At 61.8% G+C, this 15,662-nt stretch carries 15 protein-coding genes; 7 read left to right on the top strand and 8 right to left on the bottom strand.

Annotated features, from left to right (window positions below; translation table 11 throughout):
• A partial coding sequence (locus BP38_RS0113950; RefSeq protein ID WP_026988234.1) for an adenosylhomocysteinase occupies positions 1 to 763 on the bottom strand: 763 nt, incomplete at its 3' end.
• Positions 764 to 1,012: 249 nt separating this feature from the next.
• On the opposite strand from BP38_RS0113950, the gene BP38_RS0113945 reads away from it, so the two are divergent.
• The 6 genes from BP38_RS0113945 to BP38_RS0113920 all read left to right on the top strand — a co-directional run bounded on the left by BP38_RS0113945 (position 1,013) and on the right by BP38_RS0113920 (position 6,794).
• Entirely contained in the window at positions 1,013 to 1,726 is a 714-nt protein-coding gene (locus BP38_RS0113945; protein ID WP_026988233.1) for a corrinoid protein, read from the top strand.
• A gap of 30 nt (positions 1,727 to 1,756) precedes the next feature.
• A complete protein-coding gene (locus BP38_RS0113940) occupies positions 1,757 to 2,380 on the top strand; it encodes a DUF1638 domain-containing protein (RefSeq protein WP_026988232.1) in 624 nt (207 codons plus the stop codon).
• Positions 2,368 to 2,706, top strand: a complete 339-nt coding sequence (locus BP38_RS20765; RefSeq protein WP_051609379.1) for a virulence factor — start codon at positions 2,368 to 2,370, stop codon at positions 2,704 to 2,706. The genes BP38_RS0113940 and BP38_RS20765 overlap by 13 nt, the downstream gene beginning before the upstream one ends.
• Entirely contained in the window at positions 2,703 to 3,677 is a 975-nt protein-coding gene (locus tag BP38_RS0113930) for a methylenetetrahydrofolate reductase (protein ID WP_211250326.1), read from the top strand. The genes BP38_RS20765 and BP38_RS0113930 overlap by 4 nt, the downstream gene beginning before the upstream one ends.
• A gap of 137 nt (positions 3,678 to 3,814) precedes the next feature.
• On the top strand, positions 3,815 to 4,735 hold the full coding sequence (locus BP38_RS0113925; protein WP_026988230.1) for a methyltetrahydrofolate cobalamin methyltransferase: 921 nt from the start codon (positions 3,815 to 3,817) through the stop codon (positions 4,733 to 4,735).
• A 22-nt stretch (positions 4,736 to 4,757) separates the two neighbouring features.
• Positions 4,758 to 6,794 carry an ASKHA domain-containing protein gene (locus BP38_RS0113920; RefSeq protein WP_035725312.1) on the top strand — a complete coding sequence of 679 codons (2,037 nt, stop codon included), beginning with the start codon at positions 4,758 to 4,760 and terminating at the stop codon, positions 6,792 to 6,794.
• A gap of 14 nt (positions 6,795 to 6,808) precedes the next feature.
• Here BP38_RS0113920 and BP38_RS0113915 read toward each other — a convergent pair whose 3' ends face one another.
• The 3 genes from BP38_RS0113915 to BP38_RS0113905 all read right to left on the bottom strand — a co-directional run bounded on the left by BP38_RS0113915 (position 6,809) and on the right by BP38_RS0113905 (position 9,944).
• Positions 6,809 to 7,792 carry a GlxA family transcriptional regulator gene (locus tag BP38_RS0113915; RefSeq protein ID WP_026988228.1) on the bottom strand — a complete coding sequence of 328 codons (984 nt, stop codon included), beginning with the start codon at positions 7,790 to 7,792 and terminating at the stop codon, positions 6,809 to 6,811.
• Positions 7,793 to 8,008: 216 nt separating this feature from the next.
• Positions 8,009 to 9,535 (bottom strand): hypothetical protein, encoded by a 1,527-nt coding sequence (locus BP38_RS0113910; protein WP_026988227.1) that lies wholly within the window; start codon positions 9,533 to 9,535, stop codon positions 8,009 to 8,011.
• Between the two features lie 19 nt (positions 9,536 to 9,554).
• Positions 9,555 to 9,944, bottom strand: a complete 390-nt coding sequence (locus tag BP38_RS0113905) for a response regulator (protein ID WP_026988226.1) — start codon at positions 9,942 to 9,944, stop codon at positions 9,555 to 9,557.
• Positions 9,945 to 10,255: 311 nt separating this feature from the next.
• On the opposite strand from BP38_RS0113905, the gene BP38_RS20760 reads away from it, so the two are divergent.
• Positions 10,256 to 11,833 carry a hypothetical protein gene (locus BP38_RS20760; protein ID WP_155992446.1) on the top strand — a complete coding sequence of 526 codons (1,578 nt, stop codon included), beginning with the start codon at positions 10,256 to 10,258 and terminating at the stop codon, positions 11,831 to 11,833.
• Positions 11,834 to 11,894: 61 nt separating this feature from the next.
• On the opposite strand, the gene BP38_RS0113895 is transcribed toward BP38_RS20760, so the two are convergent.
• The 4 genes from BP38_RS0113895 to BP38_RS0113880 all read right to left on the bottom strand — a co-directional run bounded on the left by BP38_RS0113895 (position 11,895) and on the right by BP38_RS0113880 (position 15,474).
• On the bottom strand, positions 11,895 to 12,512 hold the full coding sequence (locus tag BP38_RS0113895) for a hypothetical protein (RefSeq protein WP_155992445.1): 618 nt from the start codon (positions 12,510 to 12,512) through the stop codon (positions 11,895 to 11,897).
• A gap of 76 nt (positions 12,513 to 12,588) precedes the next feature.
• A complete protein-coding gene (gene sugE, locus BP38_RS0113890) occupies positions 12,589 to 12,909 on the bottom strand; it encodes a quaternary ammonium compound efflux SMR transporter SugE (RefSeq protein WP_026988224.1) in 321 nt (106 codons plus the stop codon).
• A 120-nt stretch (positions 12,910 to 13,029) separates the two neighbouring features.
• A complete protein-coding gene (locus BP38_RS20755; RefSeq protein WP_155992444.1) occupies positions 13,030 to 13,869 on the bottom strand; it encodes an alpha/beta fold hydrolase in 840 nt (279 codons plus the stop codon).
• Positions 13,870 to 13,875: 6 nt separating this feature from the next.
• On the bottom strand, positions 13,876 to 15,474 hold the full coding sequence (locus BP38_RS0113880; protein ID WP_026988223.1) for a trimethylamine methyltransferase family protein: 1,599 nt from the start codon (positions 15,472 to 15,474) through the stop codon (positions 13,876 to 13,878).
• Between the last annotated feature and the right edge of the window lie 188 nt (positions 15,475 to 15,662).

Below are 15,662 nucleotides of genomic sequence, written 5' to 3'. Positions count from 1 at the left end.
CCGCCTGCAGGGCGCAGATCGGATCGATCTCGGTCACCATCACGCGTGCCCCGGCATGGCGCAGGGACTCGGCCGAGCCCTTGCCCACGTCGCCGAAGCCGGCCACGACGGCGGTCTTGCCCGCCATCATCACGTCGGTGGCGCGGCGGATGCCGTCCACCAGGCTCTCGCGGCAGCCGTACTTGTTGTCGAACTTCGACTTGGTCACCGAGTCGTTCACGTTGATCGCCGGTGCCAGCAGCGTGCCGGCCTTGGCCATCTCATAGAGACGCAGCACACCCGTGGTGGTCTCCTCCGAAATGCCCTTCACGTCCTTCATGATCTCGGCGTACTCGGGCTGGTGCAGCATCGCCGTCAGGTCGCCGCCGTCGTCCAGAACCATGTTCGGGCGCCAGCCGTTGGGGCCCTCGATGGTCTGCTTGATGCACCACTCGTATTCCTCCTCGCTCATGCCCTTCCAGGCAAAGACAGGAACACCCGAGGCCGCGATCGCCGCCGCCGCCTGGTCCTGGGTCGAGAAGATGTTGCACGACGACCAGCGCACCTCGGCGCCCAGCGCCGTCAGCGTCTCGATCAGCACACCCGTCTGGATCGTCATGTGCAGGCAGCCGGCAATGCGCGCACCCTTCAGTGGCTGCGAGGACGCAAACTCCTCGCGCGTCGCCATCAGACCCGGCATCTCCGTCTCGGCAATCTCAAGCTCAAGACGGCCCCAGTCCGCCAAACTGATGTCCTTCACCTTGTAGTCGCTCTGATCACCCATCGTTCGTTCCATTCCCGTTGCATGGAAGTGATGAAGTCGATTTAGCAACCGGCTTCACCCCCGGCAAGTCCCTTGCGGGCCACCGAACTGCAGTACTGTCGCGTTTCAGCCACGACGAGTCGCGACCACCGAAGCTGGGGAAAGGCCAATCAAGAGAACATGCAGTGACAAAACAGCACAGCCAGCCAAAGGTCGCTGTGTCAGTTTGGCAACAGGAAACCGGGCCACCAATAAAAAGGGTGTGGTGACATGGCTGATACCGACGATCTGGATCTGCGTTCGCTCAACGACGAGGAACTCGTGCAGCAGATGCATGATGACCTCTACGACGGCCTGAAGGAAGAGGTCGCGGAAGGCGTGAATATCCTGCTGGAGCGCGGGTGGTCACCCTACCGCATTCTGACCGAAGCCCTGGTGGAAGGCATGCGTATCGTTGGCATCGACTTCCGCGACGGCATCCTCTTCGTGCCCGAAGTCTTGATGGCAGCCAATTCCATGAAGGGCGGCATGACCATCCTGCGCCCGCTGCTGGCCGAAACCGGGGCGCCCAAGATCGGCAAGATGGTGATCGGCACCGTCAAGGGCGACATCCACGATATCGGCAAGAACCTGGTTTCCATGATGATGGAAGGGGCCGGCTTCGAAGTGGTCGACCTGGGCATCAACAACCCGGTCGAGAACTACCTGGAGGCGCTCGAGGAGCACAAGCCCGACATCCTGGGCATGTCCGCCCTGCTGACCACCACCATGCCCTACATGAAGGTCGTCATCGAGAGCATGAAGGAACAGGGTCTGCGCGACGACTACGTCGTCCTGGTCGGGGGGGCTCCCTTGAACGAGGCCTTCTCGGAAGCCATTGGCGCCGACGCCTATTGCCGCGATGCGGCCGTCACCGTGGACACGGCCAAGGACTTCATGCAGCGCCGTCACAACAGCCTGGCTTCGGCCTCGGCGATGGCCTGACCCCCTACACCCCCTGCGCGGGAGGTTGCCATGTCTGAACGGAAGACCCTGGTCCTGGCCTGTGGCGCCCTGGCGCGCGAGATCGTCGATGCAATTCGCCTGAACGGCTGGTCACATCTGCAAATTCGCTGCCTGCCGGCAATCTGGCACAACACCCCCCAGCGCATCCCCGAAGCCCTGCGAGGGAAAATCCGCAAGGCCCGCGAGGAAGGCTTCGAAGAGATTCTTGTCGCTTATGGAGACTGTGGCACCGGGGGTTTGCTGGACGCCATGCTGGCCGAGGAAGGCGTGGAGCGTATCGCCGGCGATCATTGCTATGCCTTCTATGCCGGCCTCGAGACCTTTGCCGAGCTGCAGGAAGCCGACCCGGCCACCTTCTACCTGACCGACTACCTGGTGCGCCATTTCGACCGCCTGGTGGTGCGCGGCCTGGGTCTGGACCGGCACCCGGACCTGCTGCAGCTTTGTTTCGGCAACTACAACCGCCTGATCTACCTGGCCCAGACCCACGATCCGGAGCTGCAACGACAAGCCGTGGCCGCAGCAGACAGACTGGGACTGTCCTATGAGTACCGCTACTGCGGGTTGGGCGGCCTGGCCGGTTTTCTGGGAAAGACGGCCCAAGAGGAGGCAAAGCTGTCATGGCCAGCCTGACCATTCTCTACTGGCGCGACATCCCGGCCCAGGTCGTGGCCAAGGCAGGACGACAGAATGCCAAGGCCGTGCTCTCGACACGCTTCGAGACGGCCATCGACCGCGCCGCCATGAAAGCCGGGCTGCGCGACACCGACAGCTACCTGGCCCACTGGCGCCGCGGCGAACCGCAGCCCTGTGGCGAAGACCTGGAAGCCGCCGTCCGGCAGATGGTGGAGCAACTGGAAACTGACTACGACACACAGCACCTGCAGGCGCTGATCGACAATGGCGGGCAGACGGTCGCGCGCCGTGCACACCCGGTGACTGAAGGATGCGGGCCATGAGCGTACTTGAAATGACCCCGATGCAGGACCCCTTTATGCAGGACCCCCTAATGCAGGATGGCGAACGCGACCTGAAAAGCGCCATACGTGCCTTCATGCAGGGCTTCACCGTGGAAACCACCCCGGGTGCCTCAGCCAAGACCGCGGATTATCGCGAGATGCTGCGGCCCGGAACCTCCGTGGCGGTTACCTTCCTGCCCGGATCCGACTTTGGTGATACCATAGCCACTGCCGCCCGCCTGAAGCGGGAAGGCTTCATTCCTCTGCCCCACCTGGCCGCACGCTCCATACCCAGCCAGAACGCTTTCCAGGATTATCTGGCCCGCCTGCAGGGCGAAGTAGGCGTTGAGGAGGTGATCGTGCTGGGCGGCGCCGTACCTACACCGCTTGGACCGTACGACAATTCCATGCAGCTGCTGGAAAGCGGCCTGCTGGATCGTCACGGCATTCGCCGGATCGGCGTGGCCGGGCACCCGGAGGGCAGCCCGGACATCCGCGACGAGGACATCATGGCAGCGCTCACATGGAAGAATGCCTTTGCCGAACGCACCGATGCAGAACTCTACGTCATCACGCAGTTCGTCTTTCAGGCCGAGCCCATAATCGCCTGGGACCGTCGCATCCAGGCGGAAGGCAACCGCCTGCCGATCCGCATCGGCGTTCCCGGCCTGGCGACCCTCAAGACGTTGCTGAACCATGCCCGGAACTGTGGGATCGGGGCTTCAATGGGGTTTCTCGTCAAGCAGGCACGCAATGTGACGAAGCTGATGACGGTGAATGCGCCCGACAAGCTGGTTCTGGATCTGGCGCACTACAAGGCCACGGATCCAAACTGCGGCATCCAGAACGTGCACATGTATCCTCTGGGGGGCCTGCGCAAGACGGCAGCCTGGAGCCATGCCGTGGTTGATGGCGACTTTGAGCTGAAACGAGACCACAGCGGCTTCACCGTCAATCGCAGCATCGAATAGCCCGCAATCGCAGCTCGTTCGCGGCGTCGGCTCAGGCGCAAAGCCGCCATTGAGTGTCGCGCCGACACGAGCCCGACTCCACCCCGGACTCCCCTAATGGGCCTGAACAGCGGCCAGCAATCAGGAGTTTCTTGCGCATGTCCCGCACTGTCGTTTCCTCCCACAACCGCGAAGTGATCATCGGCTTCGACCAGCCCTTCTGCATCATCGGTGAGCGCATCAATCCCACAGGGCGCAAGAAGCTGGCCGCCGAGATGGCGGCCGGCGACTACAGCACCGTCGAGCGGGATACCCTGGCCCAGGTCCAGGCCGGGGCGCGCATGCTGGACGTGAATGCCGGCATACCGCTGGCCGACGAACCGGCCATCCTGGCCGACACGATCAAGCTGGTGCAGTCCCTGGTGGATGTCCCGCTGAGCATCGATTCCTCGATTGTCGAGGCCCTGGAATCCGGGCTGTCCGTCTATCAGGGCAAACCGCTGGTCAACTCGGTCACCGGCGAGGAAGAGCGGCTCGAAGCGGTCCTGCCCCTGATCAAGAAGTATGATGCTGCCGTGGTGGCCATCTCCAACGATGAAACCGGCATCTCCGAGGATCCGGACGTGCGTTTCGCGGTGGCGAAGAAGATCGTCGAACGCGCGCTGGATTACGGTATCCCGCGCGAGGACGTGGTCGTGGATCCGCTCGTCATGCCGATCGGCGCCATGCGCACGGCCGGCCAGCAGGCCTTCAGCATCCTCCGGCGCCTGCGCGAGGAGTTGGGCGTGAACACGACCTGCGGTGCCTCCAATATCTCCTTCGGCCTGCCCAACCGGCACGCCCTCAACGCGGCCTTCCTGTCCATGGCGGCCTGCGCCGGCATGACCTCGGCCATCATGAATCCCCTGCACAGCGAAGAGATGGCTGGCGTGATGGCCGCCGACGTACTGCTGGGCACCGACCGGGACTGCCGTTCCTGGATCCGCAAGTTCCGCGAGCCGGCGGCAGAGGGCTCAGCCGAGGCTTCGGCCCGCGAGGCGCGTGGCGAACGCAGGCGCAGGAGGGCGGCGGCCGGTTGAACCGGTCGCACGCAGTATATTCATGCCCGACAACCGCGATGATGCCCTGGTCGTCTTCACTCCCTCGGGAAAGCGTGGACGCTTCCCCGTTGGTACACCCCTGCTGAAATGCGCCCGCAACCTGGGCGTTGATATCGACACGGTCTGCGGCGGACGCGGTCTCTGCGGACGTTGCCAGGTCACCATTGGCGAGGGCGAATTCGCCAAGCACGCCATCGAAAGCCGCAAGGATCACGTTTCCGACTGGAGCGGCGTCGAGGCCCGCTACCAGTCAAAGAAGGGCATGAAATCCGGCCGGCGCCTGTCCTGCCAGGCGCGGCTCATGGCCGATGCGGTCATCGATGTCCCGGCGGAAAGCCAGGTCCACAAGCAGGTGGTGCGCAAGCGCGCGGAAGTGCGCAATATCGAGCTGGACCCCGCCATTCGCCTGCATTACGTCGAGGTTCAGCAACCCGACATGCACAATCCCACGGGCGATCTGGAACGCCTGCTGAAGGCGCTGGAAACCCAATGGGGCCTGACCGACCTGACCGCCGACCTGCGCGTATTACAGGGCTTGCAACAGGCTCTGCGGGCCAGTGACTGGAAGGTGACGGCGGCGGTACATCGCGGCCAGGTGCTCACCACCATCTGGCCGGGCTTTCGCGACAAGGCCTATGGCCTGGCCATCGATATCGGCTCCACCACCATTGCCGCGCATCTCTGCGACCTGGCCACGGGCGAAGTCCTGGCCTCCAACGGAGTCATGAACCCGCAGATACGCTTCGGCGAGGATCTCATGAGCCGGGTTTCCTACATCATGATGAACCCCGGCGGCGACAGCGAGATGACCGAGACCGTACGCGATGGCATCAATCGCCTGGTTCAGGAGATCTGCGGCGAAGTCGGCCTGACACCGCAGGACGTGCTGAACGCAACCTTCGTCGGCAATCCCATCATGCACCACCTGTTGCTGGGCATCGACCCGAGCGAGCTCGGCGGCGCGCCCTTCGCGCTGACCTTCAACTCGGGCATCACGCTCTGGGCGGAACAGCTGGGCATCGACCTGGCCCCCGATGCCCGGGTCTATGTCCTGCCCTGCATTGCCGGACACGTCGGTGCGGACACGGCAGGCGTGATCCTGTCCGAACAGCCGCACCTGCGCGACGAGACAACCCTGGTCGTCGATGTCGGCACCAATGCAGAGATCGTTCTGGGCAACCGGCAGCGCCTGCTGGCCTGCTCGTCTCCGACCGGTCCGGCCTTCGAGGGCGCCCAGATCTCGGGCGGCCAGCGCGCGGCGCCAGGCGCCATCGAACGCGTGCGCATCGATCCCGAAACCCTGACCCCGCGTTTCAAGGTGATCGGTTGCGATCTCTGGTCCGACGAGCCCGGCTTCGCCGAAGAGATACGAAAGATCGGTGTCACAGGCATCTGCGGTTCCGGAATCATCGAGACCCTGGCCGAGATGTTCCTGGCAGGCCTCATCCTGTCCGACGGTACGGTAAACGGCCGCAAGGCTGCCGTCAGCACGCGCGTCTTCATGGAGGGACGGACCTTCAGTTATCTGCTGCATGAACCGGCCAATCCGGAAGAGCCGCGCATTGTCATCACCCAGAACGACATCCGCGCCATCCAGTTGGCCAAGGCCGCCCTCTTCGCGGGAATCCGGTTGCTGATGGAGCGCCTGGGCGTGGAGCGGGTCGACCGAATCCAGCTCGCCGGAGCCTTTGGAAGTCACATTGACGTGAAGTATGCCATGATCCTGGGCATGATCCCCGACTGCGACCTGGACAAGGTCAGCTCGGCGGGCAACGCGGCGGGAACCGGTGCGCGTATCGCCTTGCTGAACCAGAAGGCACGCGACGAAATCGAGCGTGTCGTCAAGTTGGTGGAAAAGGTTGAAACCGCCGTGGAGCCCGCGTTCCAGGCTCACTTCGTCGAGGCCATGGCCATTCCGCACAAGTCCCTGAGCTATCCCTCGCTTGCTCAGGTGATCGACCTGCCGAAACCCCAGATCATCGACCCCTCACCCTCCGACGGCGCACAGCCGCGGCGTCGGCGCCGACGCGCTTCCTGAACCCGGGCTATGGGTTACAGGCCGTCGGGACCGGGCGGCAGCCCGCGTTCCTTGCGGGGGGTGCGGCCAAAGAAATCGCGATAGCACTTCGAGAAGTGCGAGGCCGAGACAAAACCACAGGCCAACGCCACGTCGATCACAGACAGGTTTGTCTGAAGTAGCAGCAGGCGGGCCCTGTTGAGACGAAGCTCAAGATAATAGCGTGCCGGCGAACGGCTCAGGTACTTGCGGAACAGGCGCTCGAGCTGTCGGGTGGACAGGCCGGCCTCGCGCGCGAGCTGGGCCCGCGACAGCGGTTCCTCCAGATTGCGCTCCATGGTCGAGATGACACTGAGCAGCTTGGGGTGACGGACGCCCAGACGTGCCGGCAGGCTCATGCGCTGATGGTCGTTCTGATCCCTGATTCTCTCGTGCAGGAGCTGCTCGGCCACGGCCGCGGCCAGCTCATGACCGTGCTGCAGGCTGACGACATTCAGCATCATGTCCAGCCCCGCCGTTCCGCCGGCACAGGTAAAGCGATGGCGATCAATCTCGAACAGCTCGTTGGTGACATCCAGTTCGGGGAAGTCCTCGACGAAACCGGCCAGGTTCTCCCAGTGGATGGTGCAGCTGTAGCCATCCAGAAGCCCCGCCTTCGCCAGGATGTGGCTGGCCGTGCAGAGACCGCCAATGTCCGCACCCTGCCGGTCCATGCGCCGCAACCAGGACAGCAGGCGCTTGTCAGCCACCTTCTTCACCTCAGGGCCCGAGCAAAGGGCGAAGGTCAGAACCTTGGACGCATCATCAAGGTTGCCCTCGGGCGTGATGGAAAGACCGTTGGACGCTTCCACCGGCTGCCCATCAAGCGAGAAGATGGGCCAGCTGTAAAGCTCGCGACCGCTCTGACGATTGGCCTGGCGCAGCACCTCGACAGCCGAGGCAAAGGCGATCATGGAGAAGTTCGGCAAGAGTATGAAGCCAATGGCCTGCGGAAACTCTCTCGGCACGCTGCCCAGCATGACACCCTCTGATCATTCAGCCTATCGTTGAATAACCGCACGCGGTCGAGGCGTACTATGCCAGATTCCATCGCTGTTGCACGCGCCTTTGTGTAACGGAATCATCATCAAGGAGACATTTTTCACCAGATTCTGGAAGTCAGAACGACAACCGGTCCGGAAGCCATTCTGGTGACTCTTTGTGAGACTTATGCCTGCCGCAAAAAGGGGGGCGCATTAGCCGTTTTGTGAAGGCTCTGGTGCCGCCTGCCCTGCCCGAGTCGCACTGGCATCCTGCCCGTCGGTGGATTGCGCGTTTCTGGCATCGGGCTGATAGAGATTCTCCCAATCATAGCGCCGCAATTTCGAGTTCATGCTCTCCAAGGGATCCAGACGATCCAGGTCGATGAAGTCATAGCCTGCGGCTGTCGCCGCCAGAAGCTGGCTGGTTTTGTGCACGCCGCACAGATAGACGCCCTGTTTGTTCTGGTCCGCCTTGCGTGCGAACTCATCCAGCATCTGTAGCAGGCGGGCATCCTCCATGGACTTGCCTTGCAGCAGGACATCAAGATCCTGCCCCACAGCCAGGAACCCCATCCCCTTCAAGCGTGACAGATAATCTGTCTTGAAAGTCGAGCGCAGCAGGAAGCCCTTTGCACAGGAACGCAGGTAATCCTGAACCTCACCAACACGAAGGACAGGCATCTCGGGCGTGACCCCACAGAGCTCGATGAGGGTCAGGCGCGCATAGGGCGCCACATGGGTCTTCAGCAAGTTGCCCAACACCTCACGATTGCGCCGCTTGCCCAGGCTCTGGATATGGACCGGCAGGATGAGCAGCATCGGGAAATCCCTTTCCTTCGCCTGGGCGTGCACCTCTCCGGCCTGACGCGCCGCCAGGCAATCGATCCGGCACAGCAAATCCTCCGAGTCCTCCCCCAGATCATCGGGGACGCGCTGCCATTGGCCATCCTCGGCCTGCCATAGTGTGTTCAGGTGGTTGGCCGCAATGACGCACTTCTGCACGTTCCAGACAGCCCGAAGGCTATAGCTGATTGCCCGTTGACGTCCCTTGTAGACCACCCTGGGGCGTGCGCCGGCGTCTTCGGAGTCGACCGGGGGCAGGCCGTCTTCCTTTGTCTGGTAATCTTCGCTCATGGGACGAATCGTGGCGGACTTGTCCTCAGGCGCCGTAGCGGCAGATTCGACAGCCTCGGGTCGCGGCGCGGTGGCTTCCGGTGCCAATGTAGTGGCCTGCCTCAACCCGCTCATCAGGCCCTCGGCGTCCACTGCCTGGAACTTGATCTTGCCATCCACGCGCTTCAGGCCCGTCCTGATGCTCACGTCCTTCAGGGCCGGCTCACCCAGGAAATACTGATAGATTTCCGAAGCAATGGTGGCCAGCTTGACTTTGGATTCCTGCTCGTCCAGGTGCGCGAAAACGACAACGAATTCCAATTCATCGACTTCAGCGCAAATGTCCTGCTTTTCCATGTGGCTGCGGATGCGCTGGTTCACAGCTTCGCGGATGGAATCTTGCATCTCCTCCCAACGCGCGCCGAAATGTTCCTTGAGGCGATCCAGATTCAGCATGCTGATCTGACCGGCCGGCACCCAGCTGTGATCGTAAAGCATGCCCAGAATCTGGTCGCGAAAGAGCTCCATGGTCTCCTTCTTAGCGACCTTGTTGCGCCGTTCGCGCACCACAACTTTCTTGGGCTGTTCCTCTTCACCCAGCAGGCGGCTCATCCAGGAAAGGATCATGGGCTCCCCCTTTTCCCGCTCACGCGGACGGCAAATCACGCTGCGTAGCGAGCAAACTGTGCAGCGATGCGATCAACTGCGACGGCTTGAAGGGTTTCTGCAAAACATCGTTCGCACCGAAATCCCGACTTATTTCCAGGAAATGCAGTTGCCGGGTGCGCCCACCTCCCGAAATCGCAATAATGGGCAGTTCTGGTTGCTTGCGTCGTATCTCGATGATGGTCTCCAGCCCTTCCTTCTCAGGCATGATGATGTCCGTGACGACGGCGTCCACAGCTTCTTTCTCAAGCAGTTGGAGCCCCTTTTCGCCATTTTCTGCCGGCAGGACTTCGTATCCAGCCTTGACCAGGGAATCCCCCATGACCTCAATGATACTCGTCTCGTCATCGATCAGCAGTATCGTTGGCATGTGATACAAGCCTCACTTTACACAATTCAGTAAAAACAAATGAATAATCTCTTTTATTAAGTAGTATGCGAGATGCAAATTAACAAATAGAAAATACCTCGTTGAAGATAAATAAATGCAATAAATAAAATATTTTGAAGAAAATTTTATAATAAATAATTAATATGGTATTTTTGAAATATTATCCCTTTTTGCAAGCAATCTCTTTCATTTGGATGTCGGTTTTGGATAGTCTCGTTCGACAAGAGGCAGGTTTACCGATCGTGTTTCCGCCTCTTTCGGAAAGCATTGAAAATAAATGGGGGTCATGAATGTTCAGGAAGTGGAGAGTCGCCACCGCTATCGCGTTCGGAGCGTGGGTCGCGCTGTCGATCGTACCGGCAGCGGCCGAAGACGACAGCAATATGAATACAAGCAAGCCCGACGGCATCGACTATGCCATGTATTTCCTAAGCGAGGCCAAGGACGCGGACCAGTGTTCCATGTCTGTGGTGGAGGATATGCTCATGGTCTCGCCCGAGATCAGCAATCCGGCCATGACCTGTCCGGACATGAGCGCCTGGAAGCTCTTCGCGGAGGTGATCCAGGATCGCTTCTGGCGCAACTGGGCCAGTGACGACCAGGTCTGGCCCAGCGAGCCCTATGGCATGTGCGAGGCCGGAGAAAGCGACGCAGATTGCTGCGCACCGGGTGCCGAGAACCCCGGTTACGACAGCGACACGCCCGCCACCCACTGTCCCTACTATCCGGGCGATCACCTGGCGGAAGGCGAAAGCCTGACACGGACCGGGCGGGCCCTCTCCAAGGCACATTCCACCAACATGACCGAGGCCATCGGGAACAGCGCCCACCCGAGCCGGGCGGACATCGATCCGGGTCGCGTCGCCCGCCAGGAAATGGCCGAGATCGTCCAGCGCAACAAGCCGATGTTCGACTACATCTTCGAGAACAATCTCTACAACACCCAGGGCCTGGCCGACGCCTTCGAGGCCAATGCCCGGAACATCGACCAGAATGCCCCCTATCGCGTCGGTGATGGCAAGCTGGCGAAGATCGATCTTCCGGTGCATTCGATCATGCTGAAAAGCAACTGGCTGCTCGAGGAACAGGCCCGCGAGCTCGGTTTCGAGCAGGACGGCGAGCATCCCTATATCACCATGACCATCGACAAGAAGGACGAGGACCGCTTTGGCGAAAAGATCCAGCCCGGAACCTACTGGCTGGTGGCCATGCACGTCAGTTCCAAGGACACACCCAACTGGGTCTGGGCCACCTTCGAGCATGTAGATAACCCCGGCCGTTGCGACTACACCGGCTGCAACGATTCCTACGGCTACGCCTCGGCCGATAACCTGCCCGAGGATGCAGCCGACAACTTCACGGCACCGCACCAGACCAGCGACGATCTGGCCACGCCGCAGCAGGTCTTCGAGCGCGGCAAGCCCTATGACAGCGGCCCCATCAACCCGGAACTGGAAAGAATCTTCGTGAATCTGGATATTGCCACGGAACCGGGAGGCGATGAGCCCAAGATCGCGGACCGGGCGTGGCGCTCCTATCGCCTGAAGGGCAGCCAGGTTGAATTCACGGACTCCATGGGGCGTGAGACCTACCTAGGCAACTCCGTGACGGAGGGCGGGTTCATGAATTCCGCCTCCTGCATCTCCTGCCACGCACGTGCCGGGACCGATGGCGTGGCAGACAGCAAGCCGCCGCAGATGCCGCTCGGGGTTTTTGAGAACCGCCTGAATGTCACCGGCTATCAGCAAAGCAACAGCGGCGTGCCCAATCCGGCCTGGTATCACAGCTCGGCCCAACCGCCGGAGCTGCAGGTCCTGCAGACCGACTTCAGCTGGGGCTTCATGCACGCGGCCCCGCTCAGCGAATAACACCGCAACCATCACATCCTACAGGGCCCCTTCCTCCTCAGGCAGGAAGGGGCCCTTTTCTTTACGCCATTTCCAACATGTCAACGCAGAGCGGGCAGATGCCATGGCTGATGCGGACCTCCGAATGACCGCCCCGGACATAGTAGTCCTCGGGCGAAATCCATTCCCGTGCATCTTCTCTGGTTTCACCCACCGGCCAGGCAACTTTTTGGCAATAGGAGCAAAGCGTGACAATGGGATAGGCTTGTTCATCCGCCAGGACACCCAGAATCAGGTCTGGATCCAGCAGACCGATTGGCGGCCGGACAACTTCCGAGAGCACCTGCGACTGGTAAAGCACCGCTGCATGGCCCTGATCCTGGTCCACACGCGAGAGCGACAGGCGCATCTGGCGCATCACCTCCGGGCCGTCGCAGCGGTACTGGAAGGTTACGCGCGGTTTCTCGCCCTGACAGACGGACTCATGCAAGCGCCTGTAGCTGGCCCGCACGTCATCGCCCGTAATCTGGGAAAACAGATTGGTTCCGATAGCCGCTTCCGTCACGGACGGCAGGAAACCCGTCTCCTCAAGGAATCCCTTCCACTGTGGCTGACCGACGCTCAGGATGGTGCCCTCACTGTCCGTGAGGTAGGCAATGCCATCCATGGCGTTCAATAGCTTCTGTGACGATTCAGTCATAATCGTTGAAATAGTAGCATTCTCTGGTGTTGGGCGACATGGCCTTTGTCCCGGAAAAGCCTGCAACAAACAGGTCTCAGGCCTCCCCAAGGACCTTCAACCCGACAATCCCCGACAGGATCAGAACGATGCAGCCAAGCCGGCCGGCATCCGCGGATTCATCGAACAACAGCATGCCCAGCAGCACCGTACCCGCTGTTCCGATACCCGTCCAGACGGCATAGGCGGTACCCAGGGGCAGGCTGCGCAGCGACAGGCCCAACAGGGCGAAGCTGCTGACGATCGCAACAAGCGTGAAAAGCGACGGCCAAAGCCGCGTAAAACCGTCGGTGTACTTCAGGCCAACGGCCCAACCGATCTCGAGCAGACCGGCCACCACCAGCATGAACCAGGCCATGAAATCCTCGCGTGTGATGGGGTCGTCCCCGATAACCGGACAGGACTGCCGGGTCGTCTCGGCAGATGAGCGTATAAACCGGAGAGATAATACCCTGGAAGCAAAGATTCCAGCTCTGGCTTAGGCAAGCGCTCCCTGCTGCAGCCAGTTCTCCAGTTCGCGCGAAAAGAGGCCCGGCGTATCCAGCATCGAGAAGTGGCCGGCATCGGGCAGGACGCGCAGCTCGGCTTCCGGCACCATCTGCTGCAGGCGGCGGCCCACGGCAATATCGACCCATTGATCGAGCGCCCCCCAGAGCACCAGGAATGGCACTTTCAGTTCCGGATAAAGCTGCTCCAGCTGTGCGGTATAGGCATGATCGTACTGGGCCACCTGGCGGTAATAGGCCGCCTGCCCGTCCTGGCCGCTCCAGGGCGCCAGCAGGGCTGCCTCCGTTTCCCTGTCCAGGGGCCGTGCCACAGCAGTGGCCAAATGCGCGCGCAACTGGGCCAGGTGCACGTACTCCGGCACGGCGGCAAAGACCGCTTCGTGCCGGCTGACATGCAACGAGAAATCCGTGCCCCAGGGATTCAGGACGACACCGTCGGCAACCACCAGGCTGGCCACCTCCTGCCCTTCCACAAGATGCGCCCCCAGGACGGCGGCGGCCCCGAAATCATGGCCCACCATGTGCGGTCGTTTCAGACCGGCTTCCCGACAGAACTCTCGGACCACACGCGCGAAGGCGCGCAAGCGGACCTCCTGTCCGGCGAACTTCTGCGAAGCCCCGTATCCCGGCAGGTCGAGCCATGTCAGTCGATAGTGTTTCTTCAGCCGCTCGATCACCGGTCGCCAGATCACCGAGGAGGTCGGCGTACCGTGAACGAGCAGAAGATCCGGTCCTTCGCCCGCAGTGTCCCAGGCCACTTCGCCCAGCGACGATGCAAAACGTCGTGACAGGGTATGCTTGTCGACATCCATGGCCAATCAGGCGAAAGCGTCGGGCATCGAATCCTTGCGCTTTCGGATGAAGTCCTGCAGCGCCTCCTCCACCGCCGGATCCAGCCCTGGCTCCTGATAGCTTTCCAGCCAGGACTTCCAGAGCTTGTTGGCCCGGGCCGTGGCATCCAGGCTGCCTTCCGCCAGCCACTGCTCATAGGAATTGTTGTCGGCAATGGTCGAGCGATAGAAGGCGCTTTCGAAATTCGCCTGGGTATGGGCGCAGCCCAGATAGTGCTTGCCCGGCCCGACCTCGCGGATCGCGTCCATGGCCTGTCCGTTCTCGCTCATGTCAACACCGCCCGCGATCACCTGCTGCATGCCGAGCTGGTCGATGTCCATCATGAACTTCTCGTACGAGGAGACCAGCCCGCCTTCCAGCCAGCCGGCCGCGTGCAGCGTGAAGTTCACCCCGCCCATCAGCGTGGCGTTCACTGTGTTGGCCGACTCATAGGCGGCCTGTGCGTCCGGCAACTTGGAGGCACAGAGACCGCCGCCCGAGCGGAAGGGCACACCCAACCGCCGCGCCAGCTGGCCCATGCCATAAAGCACCAGGGCCGGCTCGGGCGTACCGAAGGTCGGCGCGCCGGACTGCATGGACATGGAGCTGGCGAACGAGCCCAACACCACCGGCGCCCCAGGCCGGACCAACTGGGCCAGGGCCATGCCGGCCATGGATTCCGCCAGGGTCTGGGTCATGGTGCCGGCCACGGTACAGGGCGCCATCGCGCCTGCCAGGATGAAGGGCGTACAGATGACCGCCTGGTTGTTGCGGGCATAGACCTTCAGCGCTCCCAGCATGGTGTCGTCCCAGACCATGGGCGAGTTGGCGTTGATCAGGCTGATCATCACGGTGTTGTCCCGCACGAAATCCGCACCGAACAGCAACTGCGCCATTGCCACCGAATCCTCGGCCCGCTCCGGTGCCGTCACCGAGCCCATGAAGGGTTTGTCGGAATAGCGCATGTGGCTGTAGATCATGTCCAGGTGGCGCTTGTTCACTGGCACGTCGGTGGGCTCGCAGACCGTGCCGCCGGAGTGGTGGATCGCCGGCGCCATATAGGCCAGCTTCACGAAGTTGCGGAAGTCTTCCATGGTCCCATAGCGGCGCCCCCCCTCCAGGTCGCTGACGAAGGGCGGGCCGTAGACCGGCGCGAAGACCGTGGCATCGCCGCCGATCTCCACCGAGCGCTCGGGATTGCGTGCGTGCTGGGTAAAGCTGGCGGGTGCGTTTTCCTGGATCAGCTTCCGGCAGAGCCCGCGCGGGAAGCGCACGCGCTCGCCCTCAACGTCGCAGCCCGCCTCCTTCCAGATTTGCAACGTCTCGGGATCGCCGCGAAACTCCAGCCCGATCTCCTCCAGGATGGTATCTGCGTTCTGCTCGATGATCTCCAGCGCCTCGTCGTTCATCACCTCGAAGCGCGGCACCTTGCGCAGGATATAGCGCAGCTGCTGCTGGCCCGCGCCCCGGCGTGACGCGCGGCGGCTTTCCGCGCCGCCACGTCCTCTTCGCCCGGCGCGACCGCCTCCGTCTTCCGGGGCCGTGTCCGTTACCACTGCTGGCTCGTCTGTCGCCTGGTCGCTCATGGCCCTGTACCCGCTTTCTGGTGATCCGAGTCATACAGTCTCCATTTGGTAACGCCCCCGTTTGCAGAGCTTGCGAAACAGCGACCCTCAAAGGCGCAGAAACGCCTTATTTCCAAGGCTTTTCCATGTCGCAATCGACAAGGCCTGTGTCGCGATTCGGTCGGCACGGAAACGCCACCATTGCGATG

It is taken from the genome of Fodinicurvata fenggangensis DSM 21160, assembly GCF_000686045.1.
Taxonomy (GTDB): domain Bacteria; phylum Pseudomonadota; class Alphaproteobacteria; order Kiloniellales; family DSM-21159; genus Fodinicurvata; species Fodinicurvata fenggangensis.
Note: the sequence above shows the minus strand (reverse complement) of the source record. Positions and strands in the feature narration are given on the sequence as shown.